Below are 21,552 nucleotides of genomic sequence, written 5' to 3'. Positions count from 1 at the left end.
CCCGGTTGCGGTTTGTCAAATGGCTGTCAGACCCATATTTAGCATTCAAGATTTTCCTTGTTTATTGTCGGAGTTCACGATGACCCATGCGCGCAGCCTGCTGATCGCAGCTCTCGTTTCGCCCCTTCTCGCCAGCACCGCTTTTGCTGCACCGGACGGCTGGAAGCCGCTTCTGGAGCCGCAGGAGCTGTCTGCAATCCTGGCGCAGGACGAGAATGTCCGCATCATTCGCGTCAGCGGCGAGAGCGGCTTCATCCCTGGCGCCGTTTCTGCTCCTTACGCCGAGTGGCGTGGCCCTGCAGAAAACCCCGGCGCACTCCGCGAAGTCGAGTATTACCAGGACCTCGTCCAGAGCCTCGGCATCGAGGCGGATACGCCGGTGGTCCTCGTGCACGAGGGAGCAGACACGACCGACATGGGCACGGCGGCACGCGTTTACTGGACGTTGAAGTCGCTCGGCGTCGAGGATCTCGCGCTGGTCAATGGTGGGTTCACGGCTTGGCGCGAAGCGGGCCTCGACGTGTCGAACGAAGCCGGCACTGTGACGGCAAGCACCTGGGAGCCCGAATGGTCGGACCAGTGGCGCGTTTCCACCGAGGAAGTCGAGCAGCATGTCGCCTCGGGCGACGCACGCCTGATCGACGCTCGCCCGCAGAGTTTCTTCGAAGGCATCATGTGGACCGTCGCCGATCCGGGAACGCTGCCCGACGCCGGCAATCTGACCTATGAAAGCTGGTTCGAAGGCAACCGCATGGTGGATGCGCCGGCAGCCCGCCAGATCGCCGAGGATTACGGGCAGACCGATGCGCCGCTTACGGTATCCTTCTGCAACACGGGCCATTGGGCGGCCATCAACTGGTTCGCGCTGAGTGAAATGGCCGGCGTGGAAAACACCCGTCTTTACGCCGAGAGCATGGCAGAGTGGACCCAGGCCGATCGCCCTGTCGCCAACCAGCCCGGCGCCTTCACCTATTACTGGCTGTCGACGAAGCGCTGGGTGGAAAGCTTCTTCTCCTGATCTGAAGATCGGGCGAAATGCATGATCTCGTTTGACCCAAATCCACCGCGCCCTGATCGGGCGCGGTTCGCATTGTTCAGGTAGTGATTGATATGATCCTCAACCGTCTGTCTCTGATCGTCGCCAGCCTCGTGCTCGTGATCGTCGTGTTCGGCCTCGCCGGTCCGCGCGCTGCCCTTCTCGTCCTCGTCGGCATCGGCTTCGGCCTGGCGCTCGAAGGACTTCGATTTGGCTTTGCCGGTCCATGGCGGGTGATGATCACCGAGAAGGATGGACGCGGGCTCGTCGCGCAGCTGCTGGCGATCGGGCTGACCGCGGCCGTGGCCATTCCTCTGCTTGCCTCTGCGCCCGGCGAACTGATCGGTGCCCATGCCCCGATCGGTCTGGCCATGATCGCCGGCGCTTTCGTGTTCGGCGCGGCCATGCAGCTGGTCATGGGGTGCGGATCGGGAACGCTCGTCAATGCCGGCAGCGGCAATCTGATCGGCGCCGTGGCACTCGTCGGCTTCATCGCCGGCAGCTTCCTCGGCACCTTGCATCTCGACTGGTGGACAGGGCTCGGCGCGCTTCCGACGCTGACGATGCAGGGGATTGCCGGCGCCAATGGCGGCCTAGCGCTGACGCTTGTGGGACTGGCTGCGATTGCCGCGTTGGTGATCTTCCGGTCGGCACCGGGCAAGAAGATGCCGCCGCGTCGGTTGTGGATCGCCGCGATCGTCATCGCACTGCTCGCCATCGGCAACCTCGTCGTTGCGGGCCAGCCTTGGGGTGTGGTTTACGGCCTTGGCCTCTGGGGCGCCAAGATCGCCCAGGCTGGCGGCATGGACCTTGCCGCCAACGCCTTCTGGTCCGGCCCAGTGCATGCCGAGCGCCTCAGCCAGAGCATCCTGACCGATTACACGTCGCTGACCAATATCGGCCTCATCTTCGGCGCGTTCCTCGTGATGCGCTGGCGCGCGCCCGTCGGTGATCAGGTCAAGCGCCTCAAATTCGAGAGCTGGGCCGTGATCCTGATCGCGGGCCTCGTTCTCGGCTACAGCGCCCGCATTGCGTTCGGCTGCAATGTCGGGGCTTTCTTCAGTGGCATTTCCACGGGCAGCCTGCATGGCTGGGTGTGGTTTGCTGCAGCGTTCGTGGGATCCGGCGTCGGCCTCAAGCTTCGCCCTGTTCTGTTGCAGCCGATGAAGCCCCCTGTTGGAGAAGGACAACCCGCATGAGCAGCGATCATTACCGCTTCCCCGGCCGCACACTTGTCGCGTTGAGCACGATGCTGGTTGTCCTTGTGCTGGCTGCCGCCGATCTCCAGGCTTCGGGCGGCATAGATCCGTTCAACGCTCCGAGCCCCATCGCACTCGGCTCCGGCCAGGCGCCGGGCGGCGCTCATTGCTCCGGCGCGTGAGTCGCCGGGGTCTCGCTTACGCGTAGGACCGTTCGGCAAGGGACGTCGACGGATAGCAGCGTTCGAATTCGGCCAGCATCGCCAGCCAGGCTGGAGAGAATTTGTCGGATTCCGGATAAGGCGCAAACCGGTCGATAAGCCCCTCGACGTAATCGCCCCGGTCGCGCACGGTGCCTACCAGCGCCGGCTCGGACGTTGTATCGACGACCAGCAGCTGGCCGGGACTGTGGGCGTTGAATGCCTCCGAGAGCCTGCTTCGCAGATCGTTGGGCATTCCCTGGTTGTCCTTCACGACGAACACCACGTCGGGATCTCGAAGGCGCGCACGGAATTTACCGAGCAGATGCGCGATCTTGCCCGCTTCATCGGCATGCAAAGCACGGCGCGTGTCCTCGTCGTGGAGCCATCCGCCACTGTCCGACTGGATGCGGGTGTGGAACGCGATGTCGTATAGCCCGTCGCGGACCATGTCGAAGTCCGGCTCCAGGCTCTCGAAGGCGAAGAGACCGGCAAAGTCGCGTTCGAAGAGCTGGAGCAGCGATGCAGGTGGGCAGAAGGCCCACCGCAGCAACCCACCCGCTTCACATCCCAACGCGCGCTGAACGAAGCCGAATTCGCAATTGATCCCGACGTTCTCAAACCGCCCGATCGTCTCGATTGCGTCCATGCCTGCTTCCCCCAGAGCCCTGACCGCAGAATGGCTGCAGCCAGGTGCGATGGCAATCCGCCTACAACGAAAGATTGAGTGATCTTTCCGGACCCCATTCACGAAGATCGCGCAACCGTGCCAATCGGTTTGCAATCACCGATTTCTTGATCGGGGGGTCATTCAGGTGACTGGATGAGATAGCTGCGCAGAGGTCGGAGTTCCCGACTGTCGGTGTCAAAGACGCCGTCACTGGTTGCCTTTTGAACCTTGGTCGTCCGGAATTCGACGCACGTGCCTCCCAAATTCTCAATAATCGGGCTGCTGACTCATTTTTCGGCAAAAGTGCAAAGTGTTTTTCAACTTCTGTGATGCAATGCGATCGAGTTGGGCGCTGAGCCGTCAAAACGGGATGCCTGTCACTGAACAGGCGAAGCCGCAAAGACGTAGGGATTAGGACACGATCAATCATGCATACCTCTGTGGGCACGGCGCGGCTTGATGCACTGAGGAGCTTTCATGTTCTTGATACGGCGACGGAACCGGTCTTCGACACTTTAACAAAGCTGGCTGCGCACATCTTCGGTGTGTCGACATCCTTGATCAGCTTCGTCGACGACCATCGGCAATGGTTCAAAGCCCGCATCGGCTTCGATCGAGAGGAAACCACGTTAGATGAGAGCTTCTGCCGCTTCGCCATCGAGGGCGACGAGGTTTTCGTCGTGCCAGATGCGGCGAAGGACGAGCGGTTTGCGGACAACCCCCTCGTGACGTCAGGGGCCGTCTCCTTCTACGCGGGTGCCCCTCTCATAACGCGCGATCATCATCGTCTTGGTACGATCTGCGTCATTGATCCGCAGTCTCGTGAGCCCTCGCCCTACCATCTCGAGATGCTGCGCGAGTTGGCTCGGATCACCATGGATCTGCTAGATGCACGTCGTCTTGGTATCGACCTGAATGCAGACAAAGACCGCGTCTACGGACTGGCCGACAATTCGCCGGGTGGGCTTTTCGAATTCAAGCGAAACAGTGAAGGCGAGCAGTGGCTCAGCTATGCCAGCCGGGGCCTGATCGACACGCTCGGCGTATCTCCCGATGTGGCGGTGAAAGACATCGAGCAGGTCTTCTCTCAGCTGCATCCAGAAGACGTCGAGGCATTTGCGACATCCATCGACGAAGCCTATCGGTCCGTTGCTCCCTGGGAGCACCAGTTCCGCGTTCAGCATCCCACCAAAGGCACACTCTCGATCCTCGGCGCCTCCCACCCGGTGAGGGAAGAGGCCGGAATCGTCACTTGGCAGGGCTGCCTGATGGATGTAACGGAGCGCGTCGCCGAGCAGGAGAGGCTCGAAGACGTACGATCGACCCTCGAAAAACAATATCGGGAACTCAGCGAGTACCAGATGCTGCTGAGCCAGATCGGGCGCATGTCGCGGGTGGGCGGCTGGGCGGTCGATCTCGCAACCGATGAGGTGACCTGGACCTCGGAAGTCTACGCCATTCACGGTGTTTCACCTGAGGATTTTACGCCGACCGTTGAGCGCGCCGTCGACTTCTGTGCCCTTCCCGAACGGGAGCGACTTAGGCAGCTTGTCTCGATCGCGATCGAGACCGGTGAAGTTCTGGAGGCCGAGTACCCGCTCATCACACCATCAGGCGAACGCAAATGGGTCCGCACGATCGGCGAAACCGAATACCGTTCGGATGGTGCGCCAACACGGCTGATCGGTTCTCTCCAAGACGTGACGGAGGAGCAGGAGCTTCTGTCGCGCGCTCTGCATCATTCTTCTCACGATCACATGACGGGATTGCCGAACCGAGCAGCATTTTTCCAAAGGCTCGATGAGCTCCTGGGCGAGCGTGGATCTGATCCATGTCTCGCGCTGCTGTTCTTCGATCTCGATCACTTCAAGGACATCAACGACGCGTTCGGCTACGAGGCCGGAGATGCCGTGATTAAGGAATTGGGGCGTCGCTTGTCGGCACTGGTGAGCGGAGGCGATTGCGCCCACGTATCGCGTTTCGGCGGTGATGAGTTCGGCGTTCTGCTGACCAGCGTCCCGGACGAGCAATCCCTGCAGCTCCAGGCGCGGCGCATCAAGCATCACCTCAGCGCCGAGATGACGATCAAGGGGGTGCAACTGCATTCGCGCGTGTCCATGGGTGCGGTCTTGGCCGAGGGGAGCGAAGTGAGTGCAGCAAGTCTGTTCAGCAAGGCAGATGTGGCGCTTCTGCACGCCAAGCAGTCCGGTCGTGGGGGGCTGGTTCTTTACACGGACGAATTGGGCGCCGCGGACGAGCGGGATCATCAGCTGAGACGCGAAATCGTGGAGGGCATCGAGCACGCCGAGTTCGAGGTTTATTACCAGCCCATCATCGACCTGTGGTCCGGTGCCCTCGATGGTTTCGAGGCCCTGCTGCGCTGGCACCATCCGAAGAACGGCCCGACATCAGCCGGTTTGTTCGCTCATCTGATCGACGATCCCATGATCGGCGCGGGGTTGTCCGATCTCGTCTTCGACCAGGTCATCGAAACGGCGACGCGATGGACCGCGGAAGGTCGGCCGTTCGGTCAGATCGCGATCAACATCAGCTCGGTGCAGCTGCGCGACCCGTCGTTCCTGGATCGCCTCGGCCGCGTCGTCGACGCCAGATTGCCCGCGTCATCCATCAAGTTGGAGATCACGGAGGGCGTGCTGCTTGGTCGAACGGCCGAGAAGGCTGCGCAAGTGCTCGCCAAGATCAACGAGATGGGCTTCTCGATCGCTCTTGACGATTTCGGGACGGGGTACGCGTCGCTGGTCCATCTGACGCAGTTTCCCATCCATCAACTGAAGATTGACATGTCGTTCGTCCGGCGGATGTCGACGAGCGAGAAGGATCGCACCATCGTGCAAACGATGTGCTCGCTCGCCGAAGGGCTGCGACTGACGGTCGTGGCCGAGGGTGTGGAGGATGAGACGACCGCTCTCATGCTGCGCAGCATGGGCTGCCGGTTTGCCCAAGGCTGGCTCTACGCCAAGGCGCTGTCTCCCACCCAAGCCCAGGAGTTCATCGCAGTGAACGAGAACCACCCGAAGCGGGTGAAAGCATACCCCTAAAGGCAGAAGCGACAGTCTCCGGTGTTGGTCAGATAATTCAGTTGAGTAACGAGAATGGCGCAGCCGCTCTTCCCAAGAACTAAAAACTACCTGAGCCGAATTCCCTCCATCCATGAACGCAGGCAGTGGTACCGGCGGCCGACGGACCTGCGCGTTCGGGCGCTCTTCTTCGCTCCCGGCATCCGCGATCCGAACATCCGCATCGTGAACATGCTGGATTTGTCGGAAGGCGGTGCAAAGCTGGAGATCGGACCGGCCAGCCCCATTCCCGACCACTTCTTTCTTGTCTTGGGAGAGTTCGAATTCTGCATCGGATCGCAGGTCGTCGAGCGGAAGGACGGGTTCGCGCATGTGTGCTTCATCAAGGAGCTGCAGCCGCGTTTCGTCAATCAAATCTCGCGTCTGAAAGATTCGGACGCCTGCCTCGAACCGCTGGGACGGGACTTCAAGCAGTTCAGCGAGGGGGGCGGGTCCTGAGTCTTACGAAGACACCGTCTCTGACGAGCACGGGGCCGGCGTGGGGCCATGCCGTGCGGCATGCTGGCCGGTCGGCAGAGCCCGGACCGCGCGTTCTAAATTCAACTCAAAATATCAGTGAGATAATGGTGCTGCGAGAGAGGATTGAACTCTCGACCTCTCCCTTACCAAGGGAGTGCTCTACCACTGAGCTACCGCAGCTTGATGGCCGGCGCGGTCTTGCCGCGGGCAGGGGCCTATTGCCATAGGTTCAGGGGGAGTGCAAGCCGCATCTCGCATGGTCTGAGCGGGCGATGCCGATGGCCGTATTCCCTTGGCACAGGCTTTGATTGCGGGGTGGGATCGGCTAAAGCGGCGTGATCATGAGCGATGAAACTGGCAAGAGCGACAAGGCCGACTTGATCGGAGAGGGTCCGAGCGGCGCGCCGCCCAGGGGCGATGGCGAGGCCGTGGCGCAGGATGCGACAGGCAATGAGCCGAAGCCGTCGAGGCAGGACGAGGCCATGGTACGGAAGCCGGATAGTGCGGCTTCGCGCAAGAAGGAGCGGCTGGCGGCGGCGCTTCGCGACAATCTCAAGCGACGCAAGGCGCAGATGCGCGGACGCCGGGCGATGGGTGGGGACGACGAAGACAGCGACAATTCCTGAGCGGCCTGAAGCCGAGTGCCTGCTTTAAACCGGCTGGATCATGGCTTTTGCGCAGGATGCACGTTGCGCGCCCTGTGGATGGTGCGAATCGGTCTTGATATCCGCATAATTGATCTCTAGCGCGCCTGTGGGGCATCGAGGATGCGGTTCATGGATGGCGCTGGAAGCGTCCGTCGTGCGGCCGCGTCTCATCATGCGCGTCACGCCGCTTGGCAGCGCCCGACGCGCGGATCTGAATTCAATCGGTCGCAACGATGCGACAGGCAGCCCGCGAATGGGTGTTGTCGATCACCAGGAGAGGGCGGACTTCCGGTCCGCATAGCAAGCGCATGGATCGTATCAAAGTCATCGGCGGCAATCCTCTTTCGGGCATCATCCCGATTTCCGGCGCCAAGAACGCGGCGCTGCCCCTGATGATCGCCTCGCTCCTGACCGATGACACGCTGACGCTCGAGAACGTGCCGCATCTGGCCGATGTCGAGCAGCTGGTCCGCATTCTCGGCAATCACGGCGTCGACATCACGGTCAACGGCCGGCGCGAGCGCCAGGGCGAAAGCTATGCGCGCACCGTGCATTTCACGGCGCGCAACATCGTCGACACGACTGCGCCTTATGAACTCGTCTCCAAGATGCGGGCGAGCTTTTGGGTCATCGGCCCGCTTCTGGCGCGCATGGGCGAAGCCCGGGTTTCTCTTCCCGGCGGCTGCGCCATCGGTACGCGTCCGGTGGATCTTTTTCTCGAGGGCCTCGCGGCGCTCGGCGTCGAGATCGAAATCGACGGCGGCTATGTGAACGCCAGGGCGCCGAAGGGCATAGTCGGCGGGCGCTACGTGTTCCCGAAGGTCTCAGTGGGAGCGACGCATGTTCTGATGATGGCGGCGACGCTCGGCAAAGGCGTCACCGAGATCGAGAACGCGGCACGCGAACCGGAAGTGGCCGATCTCGCCAAGTGCCTGAATGCCATGGGCGCGAAAATCTCCGGCGCCGGCACGTCGACGATCACGATCGAGGGCGTCGCTTCGCTTTCGGGCGCGCGCCACCGGGTGCTTCCCGACCGCATCGAGACGGGCACCTATGCGATGGCCGTCGCCATGACCGGCGGTGACGTCGTTCTCGAAAACACCGATATCAACCTGCTGCGTTCGGCCATGGATGCGCTTCAATCCGCCGGCGCTGAGATCAGCGAGACGGCAAGCGGCATCCGCGTGGTGCGCAATGGCTCGGGCATCGCACCGGTCGACGTGACGACCGACCCGTTTCCGGGCTTCCCAACCGATTTGCAGGCCCAGTTCATGGGGCTGATGACGATGGCCAAGGGCGAGTCGCGGATTACCGAGACGATTTTCGAGAACCGGTTCATGCATGTGCAGGAACTTGCACGGCTCGGTGCGCGCATTTCTTTGTCGGGTCAGACCGCCACGGTCAGCGGCGTCGATCGGCTGAAGGGGGCGCAGGTGATGGCCACGGATCTGCGGGCCTCGGTATCGCTCGTCATCGCCGGACTGGCTGCCGAAGGCGAGACGGTCGTCAACCGCGTCTACCATCTCGATCGCGGTTTCGAGCGGCTCGAGGAAAAGCTCACCAATTGCGGCGCGCAGGTCGAGCGCATCTCGGGCTAGTCGGCCCGGGTGCGCTAATCGCACCTGCCGCCGTTGCGAAACCGGATGCGCGTGCTTATGTTGCGCTGCACCATTGAATTCGAGCAAGGTTGCTCGAGTGCCGTGGCCCGCAGCGGATCGACCGCATTGCGCATCGGCGCCGTCTCCAAGAGAATGCAGTCATGGATCTGATCAAACTCATAGCCCTCGACAGCGAAGACCTCGACGTTCTTTCCGCGCATATGCAGGACGCAGTGCTGAAGGTCGGGGACATGAGCTACGACGCCAAGAGCCGGCAGTTTGCGCTAGGGGCCAACCGGTTCGTCTGGGAAGTGGCGCAGGGCGAGCGGCAGAAAAGCTTCGAGCGCCGGCGTGCAGCGATGCATTTCAGCCGGGTGCTTTCCGTCCGGTCGAAAGGCTTCGATCGGGGCGCGCGCGAGACTGTACTGTCACTGCTTGCCGTCCAGTTCGTGCCCGATGTTGCGACAGAAGGACCGGGTGGAGAGATTGAACTGATCTTCGCCGACGATATTTCCGTTCAGCTCAACGTCGAATGTATCGAGGCGCAGCTTGCCGATCTCGGGCCAGCATGGGAAACGCAGCGGCGACCGCGCCATCCAGAACGTGATTGAGCGCTAAAGTTTACGTGCAGGGAGCAAGCCGCTTGGCCATTCGTCTCGATCATCAGGACCCGGATTTCGAAGCACGCTTCGCGGCGCTGCTTTCGACCAAGCGTGAAGTCTCCGTCGATGTCGGCGATGCCGTCGCCAAGATCATTGCCGATGTGCGCGCGCGCGGTGATGTCGCGCTGATCGAATTGTCCAAGCAATACGACGGTATCGACCTGGAACATGACGGCCTGGCCGTAACCGAGGCCGAAATCGATGCCGCGATGGATCTCGTCGATGCGCGCACGCTGGACGCGCTGCGGCTTGCGGCCGAGCGCATCGAGGCACATCACAGCCGCCAGCTCCCACGCGATGATTTCTACGAGGATGCGCTTGGCGTGAAGCTCGGCTCGCGCTGGACGGCGATTGAGGCTGTGGGTCTCTACGTGCCGGGCGGCAAGGCGAGTTATCCGAGCTCCGTTTTGATGAATGCGGTTCCTGCCCGGGTGGCCGGTGTCGAGCGGCTGGTCATGACGGTCCCGGCACGCGCCGGTGCGCTCAATCCCGTCGTGCTTGCTGCTGCGCGCATTGCCGGCGTAACCGAGATATACCGGATCGGCGGCGCGCAGGCCGTTGCGGCGCTCGCCTTCGGAACGGAAACGATCAAGGCCGTGGACAAGATCGTCGGTCCAGGCAACGCCTATGTGGCTGCTGCAAAACGCCAGGTCTTCGGCCATGTCGGCATCGACATGATCGCCGGCCCGTCGGAGGTCCTTGTGGTCGCCGATGGCGGCAACAGTGCCGATTGGCTTGCTGCCGATCTGCTGGCGCAGGCCGAGCACGACGAAGCCGCGCAGTCGATCCTCATCACCGACGATGGCGATTTGGCCGATGCCGTCGAGCGCGCCGTTGTATCCCAGTTGACCACCTTGTCCAGCCGAGAGCGGGCGGAAGCCAGCTGGCGCGATCATGGCGCCGTTATCACGGTGGACGATCTCACTGCCGCGCTCCCTCTGATCAATCGGATCGCTGCCGAGCATCTGGAACTGGCGGTCGAGCGGCCGCACGATCTTCTGCCGCATATCCGCAATGCCGGTGCGATCTTCATGGGGCGGCACACGCCCGAAGTGATCGGCGACTATGTCGGCGGATCAAACCACGTTTTGCCGACCGCCCGTTCGGCACGCTTCTCGTCCGGCCTTTCGGTGCTCGACTACGTCAAGCGCACGTCGGTGCTGGAACTCGGGCCGGATCAGCTGGGCGCGCTCGGGCCAGCCGCCATCGCGCTTGCCGAGGCGGAAGGCCTCGACGCCCATGCGCGGTCCGTTTCCATCCGCATGAACATGCCGGGTTCGTGATGGGGACAACGGGCGTCTTCCGGCTCAGCGACGTCGAACTCGACGAATCGATCGGCCGTTCGACGCCCGATGTCGAGCATGAGCGGGCAGTCGCCATCTTCGACCTCGTGGAAGAAAACAGCTTCGAGCCAGTGGGGCACCCGGGCGGACCGTACAAGCTCAAGCTCTCGCTGGTCGACATGCGCCTCGTCTTCGCCGTGACGACGGAAAGCGGCGATCAGGTCGTGACCCACATCCTGTCGCTGACCCCGTTCCGGCGGATCGTGAAGGACTATTTCATGATCTGCGAAAGCTACTACGATGCGATCCGATCGTCCTCGCCGGGACAGATCGAGGCGATCGACATGGGCAGGCGCGGCATTCACAATGACGGTTCGCAAACGCTGATGGATCGGCTCGAGGGAAAGATCAAAGTGGATTTTCCGACGGCGCGCCGACTGTTCACCCTGATCTGCGTTCTGCACTGGCGCGGTTGATGCCACCCCCCGACACGGACACGCCCGCCGAGGAGAGGCGCGATCCGGGGTCCATTCTCTTCGTTTGCGGAATGAATTCGATCCGCTCGCCGATGGCCGAAGCAATGGCGCGTGACATTCTCGGGCCCGGCACCTATATCGCTTCGGCGGGTGTCAGGCCGGGTACGCGCGATCCGTTCGTCGATGCCGTTTTGAACGAGATCGGGCTGGATCTCGGCAAACGGCAACCGCAACTGCTCGACGATCTCGAGGACGGCTTTTTCGACGTCATCGTCACGCTCGCTCCGGAGGCGCATCACCGGGCGCTGGAGCTGACGCGGACGAATGCGGTCGACGTGATCTACTGGCCGATGCCGGATCCGACGGTCGCGACCGGGACGCGCGAGCAGATCCTGGAGAGTTACCGGGACGTGCGCGACCGGATCAGGACGGCGATCATCGCGCGGTTCAGGTCTCGCCGCGACTGATTTGACGACGTCCAGGTCAGTTGAAGCCTCGGTCGCCGGCATGATCTCGACGGTTCACAAAGGTGACCGGATTGTGTAGTTTCCGCCCGATTTCAGCCGAGGCTTTGGCCTGGGCCCTTAAAACAAGAAAGAACCGACCTGTATGGCAAAAGAAGAAGTCCTGGAGTTTCCGGGCATCGTGACCGAATTGCTTCCGAATGCGACCTTCCGCGTGAAGCTGGAAAACGAGCACGAGATCATCGCCCACACTGCCGGACGCATGCGCAAGAACCGCATCCGCGTGCTGGCCGGCGACAAGGTGCTCGTCGAAATGACGCCCTATGACCTGACCAAGGGCCGCATCACCTATCGCTTCAAATAGCATTCCAGACGGCCCCAGGCGGCCGAAGGAACGGCTGCGGCTCGGGCTAGATCATGGCGTTGTCCAAGAAACTCATTCTCGCATCCGGTTCGCCTCGGCGGATCGAGCTGCTTGCGCAGGCCGGAATCGAGCCTGACAAGCTGATGCCGATGGAAATCGACGAGACGCCGGCAAAGTCGGAGCATCCCCGCTCGCTTGCCCGGCGCCTGTCGAAGGAGAAGGCGGAAGCGGCGCGCGCCGCGATCGCATCGGACCCGGCCCTCAAGGGGCATTTCATCCTCTCGGCGGATACCGTGGTTTCGGTCGGCCGCCGCAGCATCGGCAAGCCCGAGCGGGTGGATGAGGCGTCCAATGCCCTTTACCTGCTCTCGGGTCGTTCGCACCGCGTCTTCACCGGTGTGTGCGTCATCACGCCTTCCGGCAAGCTGCGGCAGACGATCGTGGAAACGCGCGTGCGCTTCAAGCGGCTGTCGACGGTGGAAATCGATTCCTATCTTGCGTCCGGCCAATGGCGCGGCAAAGCCGGCGGTTACGCCATCCAGGGCTATGCCGGCGCTTTCGTCGTCAAGCTTGTGGGCTCCTATACGAATGTCGTCGGCTTGCCGCTTTATGAGACGGTCGGTCTTTTGACGGGCGAGGGCTACGAAGTGCATTTGAACTGGCTGGAAGCGCGCTGAGCAATGGTTGACGGTATCGACGCCAAAGTGACGCCTTTGCGCAAGCCGCGGCCGTGCCCGGAGTGCGGGAAGCCCTCTCACCGGGCCACTTTTCCCTTCTGCTCGACGCGCTGCAAGGAAATCGATCTCAATCGATGGCTGACGGGCGCCTATGTCATCCCGGTGCGCGAAGACGATCCGGAAGAGGGTGACGGGAGCCTGCCGGACGACGATCAAACCGGCCGCGAATAGACTGACAAATTTCGGTGCCGGGTGCTGGACACCGCAATTTCGGGTGGCTATAACCCGCCCACTTCGAAGGGCCTGCCAACGGTCTTTCCCGCTGCAGAAATGTCGGCGGATCAAGAAGATGCCCAGGTAGCTCAGTTGGTAGAGCATGCGACTGAAAATCGCAGTGTCGGCGGTTCGACTCCGTCCCTGGGCACCATTTTTCAAAGACCCTTCTCATTCGCACACAGCCGACCAGGAATGACTGGCCGGCTGCTTCAGTTTCTGTGAAACGTCTACTCTGCCGATGTTGGTCTGCTCAGCACGCCGCGTCGAACCTGGTCTTCCTCGATCGACTCGAAGAGCGCGCGGAAATTGCCTTCGCCGAAGCCGTCGTCACCCTTGCGCTGGATGAATTCGAAGAAGATCGGGCCGATCACGGTTTTGGAGAAGATCTGCAGCAGGACGCGGGTCTCGCCGCCACCGACGACGCCTTCGCCATCGATCAGGATGCCGCGCTTCTTCAGCCGTTCCAGTGGCTCCTGGTGGCCATCGACGCGTTTGAGAGACATCTCGTAATAGACATCCGGCGGGCCGGGCATGAATTCCATTCCGGCGTCGCTGATGCGGTCTGTGGCTGCGTAGATGTCATCGGTCGCGATCGCGATGTGCTGTATGCCTTCGCCGCCATAGTCGCGCAGATACTCTTCGATCTGGCTGTGCTCGTCGGCACTTTCGTTGATGGGGATCCGGATCTTGCCATCGGGCGAGGTGAGGGCGCGCGACGTCAGGCCGGTCTGCTTGCCCTTGATGTCGAAGAAGCGGATTTCGCGGAAATTAAAGGTCTCGGCATAGAACCGGTACCAGGTGTCCATGTTGCCGCGCACGACATTGTGGGTCAGGTGATCAAGATAGAAGAAGCCGAACCCCTGCGGCTTCGGATCAACTTCTCCGAGCCACTCGTAGTCCGCTGAATAGCAGCTACCTGCATCATCATAGCGATCGACGAAATAGAGCAGCGATCCACCGATGCCGACGACGGCAGGCGCATCGATGGATTTGCCGTCGCCAAGATAGGGTTCCGCGCCCAGGCTGACGGCACGTTTGAAGGTGTGCTGCGCGTCGACGACACGCCAGGCCATGGCTGGTGCGCAGGGGCCGTGCTCGGCGCAGAATGTCGACGCATGAGAGCGGGGTTCGGCGTTCAGCAGGTAATTGATGTCACCCTGGCGGTAGAGCGTGATCGCCTTGCGGCGGTGTCGCGCGACCGGCGTGAAGCCCATCTGGTGGAACAGATTGTCGAGAACCTCCGGTTCCGGATGGGCGAATTCGACGAACTCGAACCCGTCCGTGCCGGCCGGATTGGCTTCCGTGATCGTTGCTTTCGGTGCGTCGTGTGGAAACGGTCCCATGCGTGGTCCTCCTCGTCGTTGAGCTGTGCTCATTCTACCGCTGGAGACGTGCAATCGGCTTGCAATCTGATGTGCCGGACTAGAGGATGATGCATCGAAATCGGTAAAAGACGGCAATTGATGCAACAGGTTCGTATCGATCGGGTGGATGCTGCAATTCTCAATGCGTTGCAAAGGGATGCGACGCTGACCAATGCGGACCTCGCAGCGCAGGTTCACCTGTCGCCATCGCAATGCTCGCGACGGCGGGCTGCGCTCGAAGCCGGCGGTCTTATCAAGGGTTACGGTGCCCTTCTCGACGCCGATGCGCTCGGCTTCGGCATGCGCGCCATTACCCGCGTCAACCTACGGTCCCACGGCCAGGAGCAGGAGGCGGCCTTTGCCGCCTTTCTGGCGCGTCAGGAGGAAGTGAGAGCAGCCCACTCCGTTTCCGGCGATGCGGATTATGTGCTGGACATCCGTGTTCCCGACCTCGCAGCGTTTGCCCGCTTCGTTCACGAGAAGCTCCTGCCCCAGCCACAGGTGACGCAGGTGCGCTCGGAAATCGTGTTGAAGACGCTGAAAGACGAGGCGGGCGTAACGGTGTCTGCGACCGGTTCATGACGAACCGATCGCATCCACGGAATGGCTTATCGGATCAGGCCGAGCCGCATGGCCATGACGACGGCATGCAGACGGCTGGAAGCGGCCAATTGGGCAGTGACCCCATCCAGCGTCTGTTCGATCTCATCGACCGAACAGCCCATGTGTGCGGCGATCAAGCCCGTGTCGCGGCCGTGTGCGAGCAGGCGCAGGCAATCCAGCTCGTGCTGGTTGAGCGCGCTGGCGCCCAACTCGTTCATCTTGTTCATGGTCGTCTTTCGAACTCTGCGGGGAGAGTCTGAGGGCTGCCGACATCCATGCGGGCGGCAAAGCGCTTCGCGGCGGATCATGACGACCGGCGGCGATAAAAATCTAATATACGAATTTGCTTTGCGAGATTTTGACCCGTGACGCCATTCAAAATGCTGCAATGCACAAAATCAGTGATGAGAGAGGCTTCGCAGTTCCCGTCGGAGTTCGCTGGGAGAGCGCCCGAACCACCGTTGGGCTGAGCGGGTAAACGCGCTTGGCTGGGAAAAGCCGAGCTCGTAGCCGATGTCGGATATGCTGCGTTCGCTGTCGCGCAGCAGGCGGCGTGCCCATTCGCGCCTGGTCTGGTCGATGAGGTCGTTGTGGGATGTTCCCGCCTCGGCCAAACGGCGCTGAAGCGTCCGTTCGCTCATGCCCATATGGCGGGCGACGTGTTCGAGCGTAGGTTCACCGGCGGATAGATTCTGCAGCAGATAGAGCCGGATACGCGTTTGCAGGTCGTCGTTCTCTACTCTCAGTTCTGCCTGCTTGGCACATTGCTCTTCCATGAGGCGATGAAGACGCGCATCTGCTTTCGGGTTCGGCGTCGCCATCAGGCCGGCTGGAAACTCGATGGCGTTCATCGGCTCGCCGAACCGCAGATTGGCCGCTAGCTTGCGGCGATACATGCCGAGAGCGGTTGGCGGGGGCCGTTGAAGAAGAAAGCGTGCCGCGCGCAGGTTCAGTCCGAGAAGACCGCGATACCGTGCGGCAAAGAGAGCAGCGATATAGTCGGTGAACTGGTCGTGGCGCACGATAAGTGCCGGCAGCGACCACTCCAGCCGCGCGATCTCCCCCTTCACGGCGATCTGACAATGCTGCGTCTCCATCAACAAGCGATGATGCCGCACGGCGAAGGAAAGCGACTCGGCAAGCGTCGGTGCGCTCAACATTCCATAGCCGTAAATGCCGGTGATGCCGGGTTGCAGGTGGTCGGCCGCTTTCAGGCCGAAAGCGGGGTCGCCAGAAATAATGGCGAGCGATTCGAACAGACGGCACAGCCGGTCCAGGCTGATGCACGTCGAGAAATCATTGAAATGTGCCGTGTCGAGGCCCATCGACCGTGCAATGCCGTCGACGTCGATGCCATGCTCGCGGCCCATCGCCAGCAGCGACGCGCCGAGAGACGCGGCCACTTCGAATCGGTCTGCCAGTTGAGGCGATTTCGACATCGTTGGCGCACAAGGTTAATACTTTGGCATCGATGGTAATGCGCAGCCCTGATCGTGTCGAAGGGGCAAAAGGTCGTATCCGCAACAATCGTTGCTGCAACGCAATACTGGCATCGCTTATCTTGCGCCGCAACTCGTCAAACTGAGGGAAGTCTGCGTCGGTGGTCGACTACTCAGGAAGTTGCTCTCGATGGTTAACCTTAGTGCAAGGACTTCGATCATAGTCTCCCCATCACGACGCAGTGGGTGTGGGGGCGCACAGCCATTCCCCTCAGGCATGATGCCGGTTCGTCGTACCGGACAGAGACCGGTATTTTCCCGACAGATTTAGGCATGTGAGTGATGTGGCGTTTCCGGTCGCGACCGGGCGCGTCCGTGCCTGCATGACCGGTTAGGATCACCTTGAGGCAGGATCGGCTCAACGAGCATGGTTTTCGCAGCGACCGGACCGCATTCGTCGTATCGACGATCGGTCAGGGCGAGCGCGAAGGCGTGCGGCTCGTGTCGCCCAGCCTCGGGACTTCGGCAGAGGCTAGCATCGGCTCTCTGCTGGATACCGCACAGCGAGGCGGCGCGATCGACGGGGCCTTGCAAGGGCGCTTGAAGCGGTCGCTTATCGATCGCCTGGATGCGATAGTCGTTCTTGAAGAAGGTAATCTCGCAGAAGCGGAGATCGCACCCGTCCTGACGGAGCCGGGCGCGCCGATCGGGCTCTTGTTCGCGGCCTATGGCCAGGCAATCGAAACGGCCATCGCCGCCATGGGCGAACAGCCGCGTCAGCGGCGCTGGCCATCCCTCAACAAGACGGAAAGCGTCGACCTGACGGCGGTCTCGGCGCTGGTCAAGATCGTGCTTGCCGACATCGAGACTTTGGTGACCGAGCGGGCGGCGCGCCGGGAAGCCGATTTCAGACGCGAAACTGAAGCCCGGCGGCTCGATAACCGCCAGCGCATCGAAACGGTGCTTCTGCCACCCCTGCAGAATGCCGCGCGTGGCGACACCGGCCGTCGGCTCGATCCTGCCCGACTTCCCGACAGCCTTGGTACGGTCGCCGGCGCCATCAACCACGTGCTTTCAGAACTCGATCAGCACCGCGGTGCGCTCGCCGGCGCTTCCGTTGCGCTCGAGACCCACGGCGTACTTGCCGAGACTGCGCAGGAACAGGTGATCGCCTTGGCCGGCGAGGCAGGTGCGGTGGTCGAGACGGCGCGCGAGAACGGTGCGCACCTGTCTGCGGCCGTCGGCTCGGCTGCAATGCGGCTTGCGGCTGTCGGAACGTCGCTCGGAGACACGCGCGCCAAGGCTAGCGAAGGCGACAGCGCCGCTGCCCACACCATGGCTGCGATGGGCGACATCGAGCGATCGGCGGAAGAGATCAACCGGCTGATCGGCTCGGTCGACGAGATTGCATTCCAGACAAACCTTCTTGCCTTGAACGCCGGCATCGAGGCCGCGCGCGCGGGCGACGCCGGCCGAGGTTTTGCCGTGGTCGCTTCAGAAGTGCGGGCGCTTGCCGAGCGCTCAGCGGACGCGGCCAAGGATATCAAGAGCATCGTTGGGCAGACCAAACAACATGTGGGCCTGGGGTCTGCCCGTGTCAGAGAGACGCGGGACATCCTGAAGGACGTCCTGCAGCGCATGTCCGCGGTCGACGCGGATGCCAAGACTGCGGGCGAGGAATTGAAGGCAATCAAGGCCGATTGCGGTCTTCTCGGACAGGGTTTTGGCCGCATGGCGGAGACGTTCGACGCTATCGATCGCGCCGGCCAGTCGGCGAAGGCATCGATCGCTCACATCATGTCGGTCCCGCTTCATGGTGCTTCTCACGGCGACGATCGCGTCGGCTCGCCTGCCGTACCGAAATCCTATGAGCGACGCGAACCGGCACGATCGACCGAGCCTGTCGCCATCAAGCGACCATCTCGAGACAACGACGCCTGGGGTTACCTGCGGAGCCTTGGTGCATGACGAAGACGGCAACGCAGGAAGGCGGCGGGACGGCCGCACTCTGCAAAGGACAGCACGTATGAATGGAGCGATGACGATGATGGACGATGCAAAGGTCGTTGAACTGCCGACGGTCCTGGACCTCAACGCGGCATCGCCGCTCCGCGATCGCCTTCTTGCGCGCCGCGGCACACCCTTGGCTCTCGATGCTTCGCGCGTCGAGCGGATCGGCGGACAATGCCTGCAGGTTCTTCTGGCGGCACGAAATGCCTGGCAGCGCGACGGCGCAAGCTTTTCGATCGATCGTCCTTCCGACGGTTTCCTCAACGCAGTCCGGCAGATGGGTTTTGCCGGTGATCTGACGCCCGCAACGGAGACGACACGATGAAAAAGACGGTGCTGACGGTCGACGATTCGCGCACGATCCGAAACATGCTCCTGATGACGTTGTCGGGTGCCGGATACGAGACGATTCAGGCGGAAGACGGTGTCGAAGGCCTCGAAGTTCTCGCCCGCTCCAACCCCGACGTGATCGTGACCGACATCAACATGCCGCGGCTCGACGGCTTCGGTTTCATCGAGGGCGTTCGGAGGGACGAGCGTACCCGTGCCATTCCGATCCTCGTGCTCACCACGGAAAGCGACCAGGAAAAGAAGAACCGCGCACGACAGGCCGGCGCCACCGGCTGGATCGTGAAGCCCTTCGACCCTGCGAAACTCATCGACGCCATCGAGCGCGTGACGGCCTGACGGGATCGACATCATGGATATGAATGAAATCAGAGAGATATTCTTCCAGGAATGCGAGGAGCAACTCGCCGAGCTGGAGACGGGTCTCCTTGCACTGAACGATGGCGACACAGATCCGGAAACCGTCAATGCCGTCTTCCGGGCCGTGCATTCGATCAAGGGCGGCGCCGGCGCGTTTGCGCTCGACGATCTCGTGGCCTTCGCCCATGTCTTCGAAACCACGCTGGACAAGGTTCGGTCGGGGCAACTCGAGCCGACGCACGACGTCCTGAAGGTCATGCTGAAGTCGGCGGACGTTCTGGCTGACCTGACCAACGCCGCCCGTCATGGCGACCAGATCGACCAGGATCGGAGCGCATCGCTCGTCGCCGATCTGGAAGCGTTGGCACGTGGCGAAGGCGTGTCTTCCGGTGAGAAGCTGGCCGACGCCGAGCCGGAATTCAAGCCGGTGCCGGTGATGCTGGACGAGCCGCAGGGCAGCGATTTCGCGCCTGTGCCTTTCTCCTTCGACGATTTCGCCGACGAAGACGACGATGTTGCAGCCTCGGGTTTCGTCGTGACCTTCCGGCCGCGCGCCGAACTCTACGGCAAGGGCAACGACGCCTATCTGCTACTGCGCGACGTTGCAAAACTCGGCACGGCGCAGATCGCGTGCGATAGCAGCGATCTGCCAGACCTCGATCAGATGGACCCAGAGGGTGCTTATCTTGCCTGGACGATCGAGATCGCGGGTCTCGCCGACGAGGCGCCGATCCAGCGGGTCTTCGAATTCGCCGAATGGGACTGCGACCTGACCATCGTTCCGGCGGGTGATGCCGCCGCCGTTCAACCGACCGCTGGGATCGTGCTGATGGCTCCGGTCGAGACGCCTGCTCCGACTCTTGTCGCATCGAAGCCGGTTGTTGCGGCCAATGATGGCGTCATGGTTCCGGTGCCGTTCGATCTCTCGGCATTCGACAATCTGACCGTTGAGGATACGATCGCGCCGCAGCCGGCGCCCATGGCTGCCAAGCCTGCGGCGACCACTCCAGCCGCGCCGGTGATTTCGATCGCCGAAGCCGCTGCCAAAAGGGGCGCCGATGCCGATGCAGGGGATCGCCGTCAAGGTGGGGATCGCCGTGCCGCGGAAACGGTCGCTCCGACCATCCGGGTCGATCTCGATCGCGTCGACCGCCTGATCAACCTCGTCGGTGAACTGGTCATCAATCAGGCCATGCTGGCGCAAAGCGTCAATGAGAGCGCGTCCGGCACATCGGCCATCAATATGGGGCTTGAGGAACTGCAGCAGCTGACCCGGGAAATCCAGGACAGCGTGATGGCGATCCGCGCCCAGCCCGTAAAGCCCGTCTTCCAGCGTATGTCCCGTATCGTGCGTGAAATCGCCGACATGACGGGCAAGAACGTGCGTCTGATCACCGAAGGCGAGAACACCGAGGTCGACAAGACCGTCATCGACAAGCTCGCCGAGCCGCTGACCCACATGATCCGCAATGCGGTCGATCACGGGTTGGAAACGCCCGAGAAGCGGCTGGCTGCCGGTAAGCCGGAAGAAGGAACTCTGAGGCTTGCCGCCAAGCACCGGTCAGGTCGCATCGTGATCGAGATCGCCGACGACGGGGCTGGGATCAACCGCGAGCGTGTCCGCAGGAAGGCGATCGAGAACGGTCTGATCAGCGCGGATGCCAACCTGACGGACGAGGAAATCGACAATCTGATCTTCCATGCAGGGTTCTCCACGGCCGACAAGATATCCGACATTTCGGGTCGCGGCGTCGGCATGGATGTCGTCAAGCGGTCCATCCAGCAATTGGGCGGCCGCATCTCCATCGTTTCGAAGCCAGGCGAGGGCTCGGTCTTCACCATGAGCCTGCCGCTGACGCTTGCGGTGCTCGATGGGATGGTCGTTTCGGTCGCCAACCAGACGCTGGTCGTACCGCTGACGGCGATTGTCGAAACGCTGCAGCCGGAAGCCTCGAAAATCCATCGCTTCGGCGCGGAACAGCGCCTCATCTCCATCCGCGACACATTTTGTCCGCTGGTGGATGTGGGGCGGGTGTTGTCTTTTCGCAGCGAACAGGCCGATCCGGTTCATGGCGTGGCGCTTCTCGTGGAAACGGAAGGTGGCGGCCAGCGTGCGCTCATGGTGGACGCGATCCAGGGCCAGCGCCAGGTCGTCATCAAGAGCCTGGAAGCCAATTACGATCACGTGCCCGGTATTGCAGCTGCCACCATTCTTGGTGACGGGCGTGTCGCCCTTATTCTCGACGTCGATGCTGTCGTCGCCGGTTCTCGCGGCGACCAGGCGCGGCCCGAACTTTCCCTCGCAGCAGTAGGATAGGA

23 protein-coding genes and 2 tRNA genes are annotated in these 21,552 nt (G+C 62.0%); 20 read left to right on the top strand and 5 right to left on the bottom strand.

Features of this window, described 5'->3' with window-relative positions; translation table 11 throughout:
* Positions 1–79 precede the first annotated feature (79 nt).
* The 3 genes from GC125_RS19460 to GC125_RS19450 all read left to right on the top strand — a co-directional run bounded on the left by GC125_RS19460 (position 80) and on the right by GC125_RS19450 (position 2,417).
* Entirely contained in the window at positions 80–1,018 is a 939-nt protein-coding gene (locus GC125_RS19460; protein ID WP_199864653.1) for a sulfurtransferase, read from the top strand.
* 92 nt (positions 1,019–1,110) lie between these two features.
* Complete coding sequence (locus tag GC125_RS19455) at positions 1,111–2,235, top strand: YeeE/YedE family protein (protein WP_151987269.1); 1,125 nt, start codon at positions 1,111–1,113, stop codon at positions 2,233–2,235.
* On the top strand, positions 2,232–2,417 hold the full coding sequence (locus tag GC125_RS19450) for a hypothetical protein (protein ID WP_151987267.1): 186 nt from the start codon (positions 2,232–2,234) through the stop codon (positions 2,415–2,417). The genes GC125_RS19455 and GC125_RS19450 overlap by 4 nt, the downstream gene beginning before the upstream one ends.
* A gap of 16 nt (positions 2,418–2,433) precedes the next feature.
* Here the strand turns inward: GC125_RS19450 and GC125_RS19445 are convergent, their stop codons facing one another.
* A complete protein-coding gene (locus GC125_RS19445; protein ID WP_151987265.1) occupies positions 2,434–3,084 on the bottom strand; it encodes a hypothetical protein in 651 nt (216 codons plus the stop codon).
* A 449-nt stretch (positions 3,085–3,533) separates the two neighbouring features.
* Here GC125_RS19445 and GC125_RS19440 point away from each other — a divergent pair, with 449 nt between their 5' ends.
* On the top strand, positions 3,534–6,164 hold the full coding sequence (locus GC125_RS19440; protein ID WP_151987263.1) for a sensor domain-containing phosphodiesterase: 2,631 nt from the start codon (positions 3,534–3,536) through the stop codon (positions 6,162–6,164).
* Positions 6,165–6,218: 54 nt separating this feature from the next.
* Positions 6,219–6,641, top strand: coding sequence for a PilZ domain-containing protein (locus GC125_RS19435; protein WP_151987261.1), 423 nt, complete (start codon positions 6,219–6,221; stop codon positions 6,639–6,641).
* A 126-nt stretch (positions 6,642–6,767) separates the two neighbouring features.
* Here the strand turns inward: GC125_RS19435 and GC125_RS19430 are convergent.
* Positions 6,768–6,842, bottom strand: a tRNA-Thr gene (locus GC125_RS19430).
* 161 nt (positions 6,843–7,003) lie between these two features.
* On the opposite strand from GC125_RS19430, the gene GC125_RS19425 reads away from it, so the two are divergent.
* The 10 genes from GC125_RS19425 to GC125_RS19380 all read left to right on the top strand — a co-directional run bounded on the left by GC125_RS19425 (position 7,004) and on the right by GC125_RS19380 (position 13,260).
* Positions 7,004–7,288 (top strand): hypothetical protein, encoded by a 285-nt coding sequence (locus GC125_RS19425; RefSeq protein ID WP_151987259.1) that lies wholly within the window; start codon positions 7,004–7,006, stop codon positions 7,286–7,288.
* A gap of 329 nt (positions 7,289–7,617) precedes the next feature.
* A complete protein-coding gene (gene murA / locus GC125_RS19420; RefSeq protein WP_151987257.1) occupies positions 7,618–8,907 on the top strand; it encodes a UDP-N-acetylglucosamine 1-carboxyvinyltransferase in 1,290 nt (429 codons plus the stop codon).
* Between the two features lie 161 nt (positions 8,908–9,068).
* Entirely contained in the window at positions 9,069–9,518 is a 450-nt protein-coding gene (locus tag GC125_RS19415) for a DUF2948 family protein (protein WP_151987255.1), read from the top strand.
* Between the two features lie 32 nt (positions 9,519–9,550).
* A complete protein-coding gene (gene hisD, locus GC125_RS19410; protein ID WP_151987253.1) occupies positions 9,551–10,852 on the top strand; it encodes a histidinol dehydrogenase in 1,302 nt (433 codons plus the stop codon).
* Entirely contained in the window at positions 10,852–11,328 is a 477-nt protein-coding gene (locus tag GC125_RS19405) for a UPF0262 family protein (protein WP_151987251.1), read from the top strand. Before hisD ends, GC125_RS19405 begins: the two co-directional genes overlap by 1 nt.
* A complete protein-coding gene (locus tag GC125_RS19400) occupies positions 11,328–11,795 on the top strand; it encodes an arsenate-mycothiol transferase ArsC (RefSeq protein ID WP_151987250.1) in 468 nt (155 codons plus the stop codon). The genes GC125_RS19405 and GC125_RS19400 overlap by 1 nt, the downstream gene beginning before the upstream one ends.
* Positions 11,796–11,937: 142 nt before the next feature.
* Positions 11,938–12,156, top strand: coding sequence for a translation initiation factor IF-1 (gene infA / locus GC125_RS19395; RefSeq protein WP_007759621.1), 219 nt, complete (start codon positions 11,938–11,940; stop codon positions 12,154–12,156).
* Positions 12,157–12,209: 53 nt separating this feature from the next.
* Positions 12,210–12,833: a Maf-like protein gene (locus GC125_RS19390; protein ID WP_151987248.1), complete on the top strand. Its 624-nt coding sequence runs from the start codon at positions 12,210–12,212 to the stop codon at positions 12,831–12,833.
* A gap of 3 nt (positions 12,834–12,836) precedes the next feature.
* Positions 12,837–13,064, top strand: a complete 228-nt coding sequence (gene yacG, locus GC125_RS19385) for a DNA gyrase inhibitor YacG (protein ID WP_151987246.1) — start codon at positions 12,837–12,839, stop codon at positions 13,062–13,064.
* A 120-nt stretch (positions 13,065–13,184) separates the two neighbouring features.
* A tRNA-Phe gene (locus GC125_RS19380) sits at positions 13,185–13,260 on the top strand.
* A 76-nt stretch (positions 13,261–13,336) separates the two neighbouring features.
* Here the strand turns inward: GC125_RS19380 and hppD are convergent.
* The gene (gene hppD / locus GC125_RS19375; RefSeq protein ID WP_151987244.1) at positions 13,337–14,452 is read right to left on the bottom strand and encodes a 4-hydroxyphenylpyruvate dioxygenase; all 1,116 of its coding nucleotides are present in this window, start codon (positions 14,450–14,452) and stop codon (positions 13,337–13,339) included.
* A gap of 120 nt (positions 14,453–14,572) precedes the next feature.
* Between hppD and GC125_RS19370 the strand changes: the two genes are divergently transcribed.
* Positions 14,573–15,055 carry an Lrp/AsnC family transcriptional regulator gene (locus GC125_RS19370; protein ID WP_151987242.1) on the top strand — a complete coding sequence of 161 codons (483 nt, stop codon included), beginning with the start codon at positions 14,573–14,575 and terminating at the stop codon, positions 15,053–15,055.
* A 26-nt stretch (positions 15,056–15,081) separates the two neighbouring features.
* On the opposite strand, the gene GC125_RS20110 is transcribed toward GC125_RS19370, so the two are convergent.
* On the bottom strand, positions 15,082–15,303 hold the full coding sequence (locus GC125_RS20110; RefSeq protein WP_199864652.1) for a LuxR C-terminal-related transcriptional regulator: 222 nt from the start codon (positions 15,301–15,303) through the stop codon (positions 15,082–15,084).
* A 171-nt stretch (positions 15,304–15,474) separates the two neighbouring features.
* A complete protein-coding gene (locus GC125_RS19360; protein WP_151987239.1) occupies positions 15,475–16,515 on the bottom strand; it encodes an AraC family transcriptional regulator in 1,041 nt (346 codons plus the stop codon).
* Between the two features lie 402 nt (positions 16,516–16,917).
* Here GC125_RS19360 and GC125_RS19355 point away from each other — a divergent pair, with 402 nt between their 5' ends.
* From GC125_RS19355 to GC125_RS19340, 4 genes are all read left to right on the top strand, one after another.
* Positions 16,918–18,483: a methyl-accepting chemotaxis protein gene (locus tag GC125_RS19355; RefSeq protein WP_151987237.1), complete on the top strand. Its 1,566-nt coding sequence runs from the start codon at positions 16,918–16,920 to the stop codon at positions 18,481–18,483.
* A gap of 76 nt (positions 18,484–18,559) precedes the next feature.
* The gene (locus GC125_RS19350; RefSeq protein ID WP_286165581.1) at positions 18,560–18,850 is read left to right on the top strand and encodes an STAS domain-containing protein; all 291 of its coding nucleotides are present in this window, start codon (positions 18,560–18,562) and stop codon (positions 18,848–18,850) included.
* Positions 18,847–19,212, top strand: a complete 366-nt coding sequence (locus GC125_RS19345; protein ID WP_126008498.1) for a response regulator — start codon at positions 18,847–18,849, stop codon at positions 19,210–19,212. The genes GC125_RS19350 and GC125_RS19345 overlap by 4 nt, the downstream gene beginning before the upstream one ends.
* Before the next feature lie 13 nt (positions 19,213–19,225).
* The gene (locus GC125_RS19340; protein ID WP_151987235.1) at positions 19,226–21,550 is read left to right on the top strand and encodes a chemotaxis protein CheA; all 2,325 of its coding nucleotides are present in this window, start codon (positions 19,226–19,228) and stop codon (positions 21,548–21,550) included.
* Positions 21,551–21,552 lie beyond the last annotated feature (2 nt).

The sequence above is a fragment of the Rhizobium sp. EC-SD404 genome, from assembly GCF_902498825.1.
GTDB lineage: Bacteria > Pseudomonadota > Alphaproteobacteria > Rhizobiales > Rhizobiaceae > Georhizobium.
Note: the sequence above shows the minus strand (reverse complement) of the source record. Positions and strands in the feature narration are given on the sequence as shown.